The following is a 12457-nucleotide window of genomic DNA, read 5'->3' as shown; positions in this document are numbered from 1 at the left end:
ACTTCTCTATGTCACGACGCACGCAAATACTCATTCTCCTCGGGGTGGTTATCCTATTCATTGCCATCATCGGCTATGTGCTTCTCCAGCGCAAAGCCACCCCCGCAAATACGAATAATGCGAACCAAACCGTGCTGAATGTGAACCTGGTGAACGTGAGTTTGCAGAATGGGAATGCGAATACCAATCAACCCAGCGCCGGGGTGACCACCGATGAAGCCGCGGTGAAGGGGATTGCCAAGAGTTTTGCCAGTATCTACGGCAGCTTTTCCACCCAGAATAACTATGAGAATATCACCGAGTTGTACTTCTACATGACCCCAGAGCTCAAAACGCAGCAAGAAGCCTTTGTGGCAGCGGAGAAAGCCAAGCAGGGGGACACGTCCCTGTACCAAGGCACCAGCTCTGAATCGCGCATTGTGCACCTGGATGCACTGGATGCCAAGGCTGGCACCGCAGCGGTGACAGTAACGCTGGTGCGGGAAGCAACGTCTGGGAATAATGCGACGACCACTACCTACAACCAAAATCTCACTTTGACCTTTGCAAAAATGGACGGCGTGTGGAAGGTCGGCCGCTTAGCCTGGGGCGCAAAGCAGTAGCTAGGCTATGGCAGATGCAATCCAACAAGAGCAGAACTGGGCGCGAGCAAATGCAATGGAAGTACAGAAGCAGCGAGCGCACGATACGCAGCAGGCCGCAAACATTTCCGTCAGCCGACCACCGTCGTTTGGCGTTGGGCAGATGGATGGCCTCAGCGGCCCGTCACAGGCTCGGGAAGCCGCGGCAGATAACGCCAACCCGGCAGAAAATATTCGGAGTGTCGCTGGCGCGCTCCACGCCGCACGGGAAAAGCAGCGGCAGCTGACTAGCACTTTCGACGCGCCAACCGCGCAGGTGACCGATCTGGTCAACAAGTCCTACGAAACCTGGTTCAACACCTTTCAATCCGGCTTCATTGCCCCCATTTTTACACTCGTCGGCGTCTTCATTTCCGGTCCTATCTTCGTTGGTTTGTACTTTGCGCGGATCGTGGTAGGGCTCATGAAAATCAAATTGAAAGATGTCTACGTCATTCCGCCGTATCGGTTCACTTCCATGGGTGGCATGGCCGCGGTGTTCACCCATACGGGGGTGACTGTCCTCGTTCTCATTTTCTACATCATTCTCTTTTTCCTTGCAGCACTCATTGTTTACTTCCTTACCCACCCCTGGGAAATAGTCCTTGCAACCTTTGGCGATGGATTTAGTGGTTTAAAAAGTTTGTATGATGCTTTTCAATAAAAAAACTGGAATACACCTAGGTTTTCTCGCTGCTACGCTGTTCATTGGATGTGTATTCATGATCCCTCGCCCTGCCGCGGCGTTTATTGACTGCACAGGGAAGAGTTATACCGTTGAACAGCGAGAAAAGCTTATTCGGGTGAGTGTACCAATTCCCGGGGTAACGTTTCAATGTGTTGACTCCCAAACCAGTGAGTCTGGCCACTATATTGAAGACATGGGCGCGTACATTGGTGGTATCTACAAATTTTTCTCAGGGATTATTGGGATTATCGCTGCAGGAATGATTTTTTACGCCGGCATTCGGTGGATGACCGCAGGTGGGAACCGCGCGCACGTGCAGAGCGCTAAGGAAACCATTGTCACATCACTGGTTGCAGTGGCTTTGGTCTTGGGCTCGTACCTCATTCTCTTCACCATTAATCCAAAACTCGTCAATCTCAATCCGCCGTCTATTCGATCGATAGTAGGGCAGGAGCAGCAATTTGTTAATTGCCCTACCAAAAAAACTTGTCAAACTGGCTCTTCTGAAGGGAAAACTTGCATTGCCGATGCAGATTGCGGGCCCGGCACATCTTTGGGTACATGCAGTTGGAGTGTTGATGTCTTTGCGCAAGGAACCATTGTTCCTGAATGTGGGAAAGAGTATACGTATTTGAAAGCGGGTGTTGGATCTGAGGGGAAGTGCTTTGGTGCTGTGTGTACAGATCCCACCATGTCATGTACAGCTCCAAATCCACTTGACCCTATTGGTTTTGATTCAACGTGTAAGTTCAATTCTATACGCTGCGAGCAAGTGACGGACTCTTCTGTTGGTATTGGTTTCGGAAACCATGATAACCTTTGCCGTCGATTGTCAGTACCTGGGGTGGGTCGTTGCGGCTGGTATGATGAGTACTGGGCACAATTCTTTAAGGATGACCGCTGCATCTGGAGACCGCTTCTCAAATGCCCAGCTGATTGGCATCAGGTTGACTGCGCGAATGAATGTGTCGCTGCGAATAAGGGTTGTGGAAAAGTAAATATCCGCGGAGATTCTTTGGCGAAAAGTTTTCTCTTCATTCCTCCATTTGGTTCTCCAACGATTATTCCACTCAATCCCCCAAATTGGTTAGCAGGACTATTTGATGGAAACCCTGGATATGATTTTAAGAATGCGAAATGTGATGCCGGAGCTCAAGATCCGGTTTACACTCTTGATTTAACAACTGATAAAGAAAATGTGCGTTCTATTTGCTGTAGGAAAGATGGTTCCACGGCAGCTCAAACCTCAGATGAGTTTTTAAAGTGTTTGAGTGTCAATTCGAAGTAAAATATGCGTAAAAATTGGTTTTTGTGTAGACTATAAGAATATGAACCGTCGCATCCTCCTCATCATAGCCTATTGCTTAGGGGTCATTGTCCTGGGTCTTTTGCTGTACGTGGTCTTTTTTCGTCCAATAAGTCCCTCACCCAACGGGAATGCCAATGGCAATGAAAATGTGAATGGGGAATTCCCAAACCTCAATGGTGGGGTGAACCGGCCATTGAACAGCAATGGCGGTTTGCCGAACGTCAATGATGCAAATGCAAACCGACCGACTGCCAACACGAACACCGGTCCGTCATCCATAGCGAATGGTGGGGATACCACCGTGCGCACATTGGTTTCCCAAAACGCCTTTGCTTCGGTTGTGGATAGTAGCGGAAATGTGTTGTACTACGACCCGTCCACTGGGCAGTTCTACAAACTGGATGCAAGCGGAAATGTGGTGCCCATGGGTACAACTCGTTTCCCATCTGCAGAAGCAGTAGTGTGGTCCCCAAACCGAACCTCCGCAATTCTTAGTTTTCCGGATGACTCCAAAGTCTTCTACGACTTCACCACCAAAAAGCAAGCGACCCTGCCCAAGGAAGCAGAAGACTTTAGCTTTGCCCCAACTGGTGAGCAAATTGCCTTTAAGTACAACGCTGCGAACATCAATGACCGGTACTTGGTGGTGGCAAACCCGGATGGCACAGGGATGACACCCATTGAACCGCTGGGCGATATTGGTTCAACGGTGACAGTTTCTTGGTCACCAAATAATCAAATTGTGGCTTCCAAAACCAAAGGCGTGAATGGCGAAGCGCAAGAAGTGGTTTTTGCAGGATTGCATGGCGAGAATTTTAAAACTGTGGTAACCGACGGTCGGGGTTTTGAAAGTACGTGGGCACCATCTGGCCAGCAGCTGGTGTACAGTACGTACTCAGCTGCTTCAAATTTCAATCCCGTGCTCCACATTGTGGATTCGCAGGGGGATAGGATTGGCGGGAATAACCGGTCTTTGGATATCCAAACGTGGTCGGATAAGTGTACCTTTGGCACTGGTGGCACGTCTCTCTTCTGCGCGGTGCCAAACTCTTTAGCCTCAGGCAGTGGGATCTACCGCAGCCAAGCCAGCCAAAGTGCAGATACATTTTACAAAATTGATCTGACCACCGGGGTGAAAACGCAGCTTGCCGTGCCCGTGGGGACAGATGGCAGCCGGCAATTTTCCGCAACCAACTTGGGCCTTTCCCCTGATGGCCGAACGCTGTACTTCACTGATGCACCAACTGGCCGCGTGCTCCAATTGACCGTCCGCTAAGTATGTTGGATTTCCGGCGCCACTGGCTGACAATCCTCTCCGGCGCAGCCGCTCTGGTGCTGGTGGTTTTTGCTGTGAGCGTCATCAAAGCGAACCAAGGCGAATTAAGCCAAACGCCGCGCGTGACCAGCGATGATCCTGTGCTGGGAAGCTCAGGTGGTTTAAAGATCATTGTCTTCACCGATTTTGCCTGTGAGTTTTGCAAAGCCGAAGTGCCCATTCTGAAGAGTATTCTGGCGGACTACCAGAAAGATGTGCAGCTGGTGTTCAAAGATGCGCCTCTGCCCACGCACCCCACGGCCAGACGTGCGGCGGAAATTGCCCGCTGTGCGCAAGACCAGGGGAAGTTCTGGCAAATGCACGACCTGCTTTTTGAAAAGCAAACGCAGCTGGGGACCATTGCTTTGGTAGATTTGGCAAAGGACGCTGAGGCTGATGCCGCAGCTCTGGAGCAATGCATGACCACAGGAGGCGGCAAGGCGCGGGTGGATGCAAGCGTCGCTGAATCTCAGCGGATGTTGGTGAATGATGTGCCAACCATATTCATTGGTGACGAACGATTTACAGGTCTGCAAGAAGAAAATACACTTCGCCAGGCAATAAATGGCCGGCTATGAGGAACATGATTCGGTTCGCTGGTATTCTGGTGCTGCTCGTTGGTTTTTGGGTACCCAAGGTATCGCAGGCTGTCATTGCTGGGTGTTCAGATTTGGGATCAACCTACACGTCAGCTCCGTGTTTGAACAACTTCTGTGGGGGGAGTATTTGCATTTGTAAAACTGGTATAAATGCTCAGGAGGATGGTGGTGAGATATGTTGCGCTGATGCGGCAAGTAATAATGAGCAAACTTGCTTTGATAAGCAGACTGGAACGCCAGGGCGAGAAGCGCCAACTGATGGTCCGGTTGTTGGTCAGACGCAGGAAAAGAATCCCATTAGTTTCCGGGTAACGGTAAGCTTACCCGGTTCAAAATTTTTGGCAGGCCAGAGTATTGCTATTACCGGAGAGACCTTAGGGGAGTACATTGCCGCCCTCTACTTTTTTTTGGTTAGCGCTGCTGGGATTTTAGCCGCTGGAATGATTTTCTATTCCGGCATCCGGTGGCTGACGGCGGGTGGAAATCGGGGGGCTGTACAGGATGCGAAAGATCACATTCTCTCCTCACTCATTGGCTTGGGCTTGGCTTTTGGCGCGTACCTGATCTTGGTCACCATTAGCCCAAAGTTGGTAAAATTTAACTCTCTGAATGTCCGCCAGGTGGTTGGTCAGCAGCAGACTTTTGCAGAGCAAGAAGTAGCAGTAGATGGTTACAAGAGTGAGCAGCCGCTTGGAACAGTGTCTGCTAGTCAGTCCTGGTATACGAAGGTATACAATCAGTACAATAATTTCATTGCTCCAGTTGCAACCAACGGGCTGGATCCAAAGTTGATGTACGCAATCATGTTGATTGAATCTAGTGGATTTGAAAGAGCTACTTCGAAGGCATCGCCGCCTGCTTGTGGACTCTTTCAGTTGCGGGTAAGTACGGCGCAACCATATCTCCCAGAAAAACCAAATCTCACGTGTGCAGATTTGTATGACCCGGCTTTGAATGCCAAGGCATCTGCGGGGTATTTGAAGACACTCTTCAGTAGCACGTGTCCTATGCGCGCTCGGGAGAAGCAAAAGGATGGTTCATATATCACGAAACAATGTGATCAATCTTTAACGAACTGTAAGAATGGCGATTTACGGTATGTGGTTGCCGCGTACAATGGTGGCGCGGGCGCGAATTGCAATAGTGCGAGCAAATGTCCACCCCAGAGAGATGTGAGCGGCAATATTATTCCAGATTCAAAGAAGACTTGGTGGGAGTGTGAGAAGAATTCTGGGTATGCACAGACACGAAACTATGTTCAACAGGTTTTGAGTGCGTATGAGCAAATAAAGACGTTTACGAATCCATGAAGACGCCCGATGTCATTTTTGTTTGCACTAACTGCGACGCCCAGTACCCCAAGTGGCAAGGCCGATGCAATGAGTGTGGCCAGTGGGGGACCATTACTGCAGAAGCGAATCGCCAAAGTAAGAAGAAGACGGCCATAGGTGGCAAACCGGGGAAGACTCAGGCGTTTTCGGATGTCGTTGGCACGGCAGTGAATCGGCTGGTCACGGGCATTGCGGAATTTGACCGAACCGTAGGTGGGGGAATTGTCCCAGGCTCACTCATTCTCCTGGGTGGTGAACCTGGGATTGGAAAATCTACGTTGGCTTTGCAGATTACCAGCGCCATTCCCAAACCCGTCCTGTACGTCTCAGGTGAGGAGTCTGCCAGCCAGGTGAAGCTGCGGTATGACCGTTTGGGGCTCAAAGCGCCGCATGTGCAGTTCCTGGCTGAGACTGATGTACCATCGGTGCTGGCAACCATTGAAGCGCTGAAACCAGCGTTGGTCATTATTGATTCAGTGCAGACGCTGTTTGACCCAGAATTACCATCCGAAGCTGGCTCGATGGTGCAGGTGCGCGTGTCCACGGTGAAGCTCATGGAAGTGGCGAAGCGCTCGCACATTCCCGTGGTACTCATTGGCCATGTCACCAAGGAAGGGACCATTGCCGGCCCCCGCGTGCTGGAGCACCTGGTGGACTGCGTGCTAACTATGGAAGGGGATCCGCATCACGCCTACCGCATTCTCCGGGCAACGAAGAATCGTTTTGGCGCCACAGACGAGGTGGGGGTCTTTGATATGGCCAGTACCGGCCTGGTGGAAGTCCCAAATCCCTCAGAGCGCTTCCTGGCAGAACGGCCAGCAGATACCAGTGGCTCGGCTATTGCCCCAGTGGTGGAAGGCACGCGGAGTTTTTTGCTGGATATACAAGCCTTGGTGAGTGCTACTGTCTTTGGCTACCCCCGCCGGGTGGCAGCGGGGTTTGATTTGAACCGGTTGCAGCTGCTCATTGCCGTGCTCATGAAGCGGGCCGGTCTGGCGCTGGGAAATCAAGACGTGCACCTGAATGTGGTTGGGGGTTTCCGGATTGATGAACCGGCCGTGGATTTAGCCGTGTGCTTGGCTATTGCCTCATCGCTGCACAACGTCGCCTTACCGGCTGGGGTGGCGGCCGTGGGTGAAGTTGGTTTGGGTGGCGAAGTGCGGGGTGTGAGCTTCTTTGAACGCCGAGCAGGTGAATGTCAGAAGTTGAAGTTCACCAGCCTCCTGTGCCCACCCAACGCCAAAGCCGCGAACCTGAAAGGGATTCGCTTGGTGCCAGTGAAGACGGTCGCGGATGCCCTGCGGGCGTTGAAGATAGGCTAGGGAAGAGAGCTGTAAAGCTATAAAGCCGTAGAGCTGTAGAGGTTTATGAATAATACCAGAGCGGCTTTTCCAAGCCGCGGTGGCTTGTTGGTGACGTATGGGTTTGTCTGTGTATTTCCCCCTTTGTCATTGCGAGCTCCAGCTTGTCCGCCGAAGCCAAAGGCGGAGGAGGGCAGGAGCGTGGCAATCCCGTAGAACTACGAGACTAAGTCTGTGAAAGGATCTGGTTTTTTGGTACTTCGGGATTGCCGCGTCACTCGAAGACTCGTTCCTCGCAATGACAGAGAGGGATGAACCTCATCTTTTTTCCACAATAAAAAAAGAGCCCCTTCCTGAGGCTCTCTAAAGAATTTACGATGTTGGTGTTATGCTTCGACCTGGATGTTTTCGTCCACGTCAGTTTTGAGGAAATTGAGCATGGTGCCCAACTCGAGTTTTCGGGGTTTGAAGCGAAGTCGCTGGCCTTTGATCGTCGGTTTGATAACAATTTTTTCTGCGCCTTTGACCATCAAAGCTTGTACGACCACCGAAAGCTTGGTTGTAGACAGAATGCTGCCATTTTGTGCGCGGAGATTTCCGCAGATCGCACAACCATGAACTGTTTGGGTTGTTTCACCGTTCACTTCGATGTGAACGAGTTCAGCCACTTGCTCATGGCAATTGTGAGTCCTTTCACATTCGCAATTTTGCGTTGGGGGAGGCGGATCAAGACCGAGCTCGTTGAACTTGTTAAGCAAAAGTTCTCGGTCTGCCGCCGGAAGCTGGGGAAATTTAGGCATGGAACCTCCTCTGGTTGAAATGTACAGTTTTCGTCGTCCTGACGAGTGAGGGTTTTGTGCAACGCAAAACAAGCGATGCGGTTTATACAACCCATGATACGCCTTGGACTGGTTTCGTCAACCCGGGTTACGAAGAGGGTTACGTCCCGCCACTGAGGCGGGATCCCGCCCTCTTCTCCTCAGAAGCAAGAAGTGGCGGGAAATATACGAATTACGAATGGGGAGGGGAAATGGTGTTTTCCTCCGAGCGGGGACGGCTCTGCCCGCTGCTTGAGCCGGGATTGTTGTAGGGTAAAGAGGGTTTTGGGTGGGGGTTTGGACGTGGATCGATTGAAAGTGGAGATGGAAGGGAAAAATAAGAACCACCCCTAACCCCCTTGGGAAGGAGGGGGAGGAGTTTTATCAGTAACCTATACCTCTACCTTCTCACCATACTCGCTGCCACACCTAAACCCTCCATCCTGTTGAGAAGGAGGGGGTAGGGGGAGGTAACCCTAATGGGGTAAACTAGGGTGCCAAGAATCAAGAGCGCAAAAAGAACACGCTTGGTCTATTACTTCTACCCTTTTCCATACCCGCTACCCTAACGAGCATCCATACCCTGACCCCCCTACTCCGGGTGCAGTAGGTTTCGCTTCTCAGCTACCAGAACGGCTAACTTGGGCGCCGTTGTCAGTTGCGGATCAGATTGTAGCAATGTCGTTGCTGCTGCACGGGTGGCTTCCACCAGCTTTTGGTCAGATAACCTGGCTACGCGGAAAGGTTGGAAGCCGCTCTGCTGAATCCCCCATATTTCACCAGGTCCACGCCGGGCCAAGTCTTCCTCAGCAAGTTTGAAACCATCCTGGGTCGTTGCCAGCACATCCAAACGTGCCAGGGTTTCCGGGTCCGTTGCTTCAGTGGCCAAGAAGCAGGCGCTGGCCTGGCTGCCCCGGCCAATGCGGCCGCGGAATTGGTGAAGCTGTGCCAAGCCAAAGTGGTCTGCCCCTTCAATGAGCATCACCGTGGCATTAGGAATATCCACGCCCACTTCTACCACGGCGGTGGCCACCAGCACTTGGGTTTTTCCAGCCGTGAAGTCTGCCATTGCTGCTTCCTTGTCCTTGCTGGAGAGTTTGCCATGCACCAAGCCAATGCGGAGGCTGGGAAGAATGTCCTTGCGCAACCGCTCGTACTCCACGGTAGCGGATTTTGCACCCAATGGGTCATCCGTAATGCGTGGGCAAATGACAAAAGCTTGCTCGCCAGCAGTGCAGCGTTCGCGAATGGCGGTGTACGCACGTTCTCGGTTCTTGTTGTCCAGTACCACAGTCTTCACTGGCTTCCGCTCTGCTGGCAGGTGGGGGATGCGGGAGGTGCTCAAATCACCATACACGGTCAATGCAAGTGTTCGAGGAATGGGTGTGGCGGTCAGTGAGAGAAAATGGGGGATGCCTTGGTTGCCAGCCGCGCGTAGGGTTTTCCGCTGCTCCACACCAAAGCGGTGCTGTTCGTCCACCACGACAAGGGCGAGGGAATGAAACCCAACCCCTTTGCTGAGTAAGGCGTGGGTGCCAATGATCAAGTCCACTTTCTTTTCTGCCATGAGTGCCACGAGGGCTGGCCGTGTTAGTGCTTTGTCTGGTTGGGTGCTCACCTGCCTGCTTGCCTGCGTGAAGAGCGCCACGCGCGTGTTAAAGGGCTTCAGCAGTTGGGTGAGTTTCTGGTAGTGCTGCCGCGCCAGAATTTCCGTAGGTGCCAGGTACGCAGTTTGGAACCCAGCGGTTGTCACATTCAGAATTGCGATGGCCGCGACGACAGTTTTTCCCGAACCCACGTCCCCTTCCAAAAGTCGGTTCATGGGAGCAGGTTGATCCATGTCCTGCAGAATGTCCCAGGCTGAGCGCTTCTGCCCGGGGGTGAGGGTGAAGGGGAGCCGCTGCACGAATTCCACAGTCTGCTGCTGGTTGAAGGGTATGCGAACGCTGGGCTCGGCGGCTAAGCTCGCCCGTTCTTGTTGCACGGCCAGGTGTACCACCAGGAGTTCGTCAAAACCCAGCCGGTGCCGCGCAGCTTGCACATCGCCAAAGCTTGCTGGGTGGTGGATGAGCTGCAGAGCGCGGCTGAGGCTCAAGAGTTCGTATGCATCCTGCACCGTGGCGGGAAGGATATCCTCCAGACTGTGGACGACGGACAAGCACTGGGCAATCCAGTTGCGGAGTTGCTTCTGCGTTAGACCGTCCGTTAGCGGGTAGATGGGAATGAGTCCAGCGGCGTGCAGGGGATTGTCACGCTTCTCCCAGGTGGGGTTGACCAACGTGGTGCCAAAAATGTTGGTCTCAACCTTTCCCGCCAGCCATAGCACATCACCTGGGTGCAGGGCTTTGGCTAGGAAGGGCTGGTTGAACCAGACGAGCTTAATGCTCCCTGTCTCATCGGCCACAATCGCCTCAGTGACGAGCATACGTTTCCGCTTGGCTGCACGGCGGGAGGAGATGAGCTGGATGCGGCCGCGGATGGACACAGTGCTGTTTCCCCGCACGTCGGCAATGTGCTCCACGCGGGACAAATCTTCGTATCGGAAGGGCAGGTGCCAGAGCAAGTCAGCCACCGTGCTAATGCCAAGTTTCTTCAGCCGGTTCGCGGCCGTGGGGCCAACGCCGGTGAGGGTGCCAATGGGTGATTCGGGGCGGAGCATAAGCTAAGTGTAGCATTTTTGGGTTATCGCACCTGTTATCAACCAAAAAGAAAAGGCCGGTTTCCCGACCTTTGCCAAGCGATTAGGCGTTAGAAACGTGAATGTGCGTACCTTGCAGGATGACACGAAATTTCTTTTCGCACCGGCAGATCAAGTGGGTCTCGGGTGCAATGCCGATCGGGCATTCGTGCTTGAAGGAAGCTTCCTGTGTTGCTTCATTCGTGAGGCAATTATTGCCGCAATCGCAGACGATATCAATAAGGACAACGTCCCTTCCCACAGGCTCAATTCTGATCGATTTCATTTTTTCCTCCAAACGATTAGTTATTTTCTTTGCTTATGGTGTAGCATCAACACCCGGGAGAGTCAAGGCTTCATGGGCATGGTATTTTTTGGATAGCAAAAAAGCTCGCGTGTTTCTTATGGGGTCCCCACAAACACGAAGCGGAACGGAGTGAGCACGGGTTTGTGGGGCAAAGCGAGGTTTCGTGCGAAAGCCGAAGTAACCCCGAGCAGCGGGGGTACGTAGGCTGAAGCACGAAACGAGCTGGTGCGCTCGACAGGAGTTGAACCTGTGACCTCAAGCTCCGCAAGCTTGCGCTCTATCCAGCTGAGCTACGAGCGCGCACAATGTTGCTGAATGCTCTACATTCCTACCATACCCAAGTGGGAGCTGGCAAGCCTAAATCTTAAAGGTTCGAGCAAGGCGATCAGTTAAGTCTTCCGTTTCTCGTTCCAGGTCTTCCCGAATGTACTTCTGCAGTACAGCGCGCACCCGCAGCGGATTTTGGTCTTGTAGTGGAATTGGGTAGCTGGGCCGGATCCCACTTTTAAAGGTCAAGTACAGCATTTTTACCGCAGGGGGTTCATAGGCAATCCAAAATGTGGCAAATTCCCGGAAGCGATGGGCACGATCGTGGATTTGAATCCCATCCTCGTTGACCTCAAAGGCAACCCGCTCTGGAACCCGAAATTGCCGGGCGACCATCACAACGGCAAAGAGGACTATGATGACTGCAAAGAGGTAATTCTTGTTAATAAATGAATACACCAGTAACCCAACGAGGATGACGCCTAGCCCGATGTACCAGAACATGCTCCGATCATGCTGGATGAATGACGGAAATTCCCACCGCAGGAGTGGGGTTTGTGGTTGCTGATTCTCCGTAGCATTGCTAGGATTGTCCATACGGGGTAGAGTATACCACGAAATATCGTGTTCTGGAGAGGTGGCCGAGTGGCTGAAGGCGGCAGGTTGCTAACCTGTTATATGGCTTTAAAACCGTATCGAGAGTTCGAATCTCTCCCTCTCCGCCAGCCTTCGCTCTCAAGCTTTGTTGAGAGCGAAGGCTGTCCTCCGAAGCTCATAGCGAAGGAGGACATAAAGTATGTTGCCAGAGCTACGGCTGGCAAACCAGTTCGTTTCGCGCTCAGAGCTGCGCGTATCCGGTTGCTACCGAATCCGCTCCGCCCGTCGCGCGAAGCCTCGCTTTGCCCCACGAACGCGTGCTCGTCCTGATGCAGGACTGCGCGCCACATTCGTGGGGACCCCAATCGAGCACGAATACACGCCAAGTTTGTTGGGACCCCAAAGAATGCGAGGCACACGCTGGAGGGTTGGCCGAGTGGTCTATGGCGACGGTCTTGAAAACCGTTAGGGTTAATAGCCCTCGTAGGTTCGAATCCTACACCCTCCGCCATACCTTTTCGCTCACGCATGTATGCACTGCATCTACTGCGGATCAACCGGACCCTTTAATAAGGAGCACGTCATCCCTCAATTTTTGGGGACGTTTACTCCGGTCAATCCAACACTC

Annotated in this window: 11 protein-coding genes and 3 tRNA genes; 9 read left to right on the top strand and 5 right to left on the bottom strand. The window is 52.6% G+C overall.

Annotation, left to right across the window (positions count from 1 at the left end; genetic code table 11):
* Nucleotides 1-8 precede the first annotated feature (8 nt).
* From WCV85_05665 to radA, 7 genes are read left to right on the top strand one after another with little or no spacing between them, the layout of a single operon-like run.
* Complete coding sequence (locus tag WCV85_05665) at nt 9-602, top strand: hypothetical protein (GenBank protein MFA6474333.1); 594 nt, start codon at nt 9-11, stop codon at nt 600-602.
* 7 nt (nt 603-609) lie between these two features.
* A complete protein-coding gene (locus WCV85_05660; GenBank protein ID MFA6474332.1) occupies nt 610-1284 on the top strand; it encodes a hypothetical protein in 675 nt (224 codons plus the stop codon).
* A 58-nt stretch (nt 1285-1342) separates the two neighbouring features.
* A complete protein-coding gene (locus WCV85_05655; GenBank protein MFA6474331.1) occupies nt 1343-2596 on the top strand; it encodes a hypothetical protein in 1254 nt (417 codons plus the stop codon).
* Nucleotides 2597-2636: 40 nt separating this feature from the next.
* Entirely contained in the window at nt 2637-3893 is a 1257-nt protein-coding gene (locus WCV85_05650; GenBank protein ID MFA6474330.1) for a hypothetical protein, read from the top strand.
* Nucleotides 3894-3895: 2 nt separating this feature from the next.
* Nucleotides 3896-4510, top strand: coding sequence for a DsbA family protein (locus WCV85_05645; GenBank protein MFA6474329.1), 615 nt, complete (start codon nt 3896-3898; stop codon nt 4508-4510).
* Nucleotides 4507-5841, top strand: a complete 1335-nt coding sequence (locus tag WCV85_05640; GenBank protein ID MFA6474328.1) for a transglycosylase SLT domain-containing protein — start codon at nt 4507-4509, stop codon at nt 5839-5841. The genes WCV85_05645 and WCV85_05640 overlap by 4 nt, the downstream gene beginning before the upstream one ends.
* Nucleotides 5838-7184, top strand: a complete 1347-nt coding sequence (gene radA, locus WCV85_05635) for a DNA repair protein RadA (protein MFA6474327.1) — start codon at nt 5838-5840, stop codon at nt 7182-7184. Before WCV85_05640 ends, radA begins: the two co-directional genes overlap by 4 nt.
* A gap of 365 nt (nt 7185-7549) precedes the next feature.
* Here the strand turns inward: radA and WCV85_05630 are convergent, their stop codons facing one another.
* The 5 genes from WCV85_05630 to WCV85_05610 all read right to left on the bottom strand — a co-directional run bounded on the left by WCV85_05630 (nt 7550) and on the right by WCV85_05610 (nt 11829).
* Nucleotides 7550-7963, bottom strand: a complete 414-nt coding sequence (locus WCV85_05630; GenBank protein ID MFA6474326.1) for a hypothetical protein — start codon at nt 7961-7963, stop codon at nt 7550-7552.
* A 610-nt stretch (nt 7964-8573) separates the two neighbouring features.
* On the bottom strand, nt 8574-10640 hold the full coding sequence (recG, locus tag WCV85_05625; protein ID MFA6474325.1) for an ATP-dependent DNA helicase RecG: 2067 nt from the start codon (nt 10638-10640) through the stop codon (nt 8574-8576).
* A gap of 82 nt (nt 10641-10722) precedes the next feature.
* A complete protein-coding gene (locus WCV85_05620; GenBank protein ID MFA6474324.1) occupies nt 10723-10944 on the bottom strand; it encodes a hypothetical protein in 222 nt (73 codons plus the stop codon).
* 244 nt (nt 10945-11188) lie between these two features.
* Nucleotides 11189-11265: transfer RNA gene (locus WCV85_05615), tRNA-Arg, on the bottom strand.
* A gap of 57 nt (nt 11266-11322) precedes the next feature.
* Nucleotides 11323-11829, bottom strand: coding sequence for a hypothetical protein (locus WCV85_05610; GenBank protein ID MFA6474323.1), 507 nt, complete (start codon nt 11827-11829; stop codon nt 11323-11325).
* 34 nt (nt 11830-11863) lie between these two features.
* Between WCV85_05610 and WCV85_05605 the strand changes: the two genes are divergently transcribed.
* Together WCV85_05605 and WCV85_05600 are read left to right on the top strand one after the other, a co-directional pair.
* A tRNA-Ser gene (locus WCV85_05605) sits at nt 11864-11957 on the top strand.
* A 294-nt stretch (nt 11958-12251) separates the two neighbouring features.
* Nucleotides 12252-12340: transfer RNA gene (locus tag WCV85_05600), tRNA-Ser, on the top strand.
* Nucleotides 12341-12457 lie beyond the last annotated feature (117 nt).

It is taken from the genome of Patescibacteria group bacterium, from assembly GCA_041665345.1.
Lineage (GTDB): Bacteria > Patescibacteriota > Patescibacteriia > PEXW01 > PEXW01 > JBAYJA01.
Note: the sequence above shows the minus strand (reverse complement) of the source record. Positions and strands in the feature narration are given on the sequence as shown.

Coding starts and splice junctions, on each gene's coding strand:
- recG (MFA6474325.1), bottom strand. CDS start 10,640: ATGCTCCGCCCCGAATCACCCATTGGCACCCTCACCGGCGTTGGCCCC.
- WCV85_05665 (MFA6474333.1), top strand. CDS start 9: ATGTCACGACGCACGCAAATACTCATTCTCCTCGGGGTGGTTATCCTA.
- WCV85_05645 (MFA6474329.1), top strand. CDS start 3,896: ATGTTGGATTTCCGGCGCCACTGGCTGACAATCCTCTCCGGCGCAGCC.
- radA (MFA6474327.1), top strand. CDS start 5,838: ATGAAGACGCCCGATGTCATTTTTGTTTGCACTAACTGCGACGCCCAG.
- WCV85_05660 (MFA6474332.1), top strand. CDS start 610: ATGGCAGATGCAATCCAACAAGAGCAGAACTGGGCGCGAGCAAATGCA.
- WCV85_05630 (MFA6474326.1), bottom strand. CDS start 7,963: ATGCCTAAATTTCCCCAGCTTCCGGCGGCAGACCGAGAACTTTTGCTT.
- WCV85_05655 (MFA6474331.1), top strand. CDS start 1,343: ATGATCCCTCGCCCTGCCGCGGCGTTTATTGACTGCACAGGGAAGAGT.
- WCV85_05640 (MFA6474328.1), top strand. CDS start 4,507: ATGAGGAACATGATTCGGTTCGCTGGTATTCTGGTGCTGCTCGTTGGT.
- WCV85_05610 (MFA6474323.1), bottom strand. CDS start 11,829: ATGGACAATCCTAGCAATGCTACGGAGAATCAGCAACCACAAACCCCA.
- WCV85_05620 (MFA6474324.1), bottom strand. CDS start 10,944: ATGAAATCGATCAGAATTGAGCCTGTGGGAAGGGACGTTGTCCTTATT.
- WCV85_05650 (MFA6474330.1), top strand. CDS start 2,637: ATGAACCGTCGCATCCTCCTCATCATAGCCTATTGCTTAGGGGTCATT.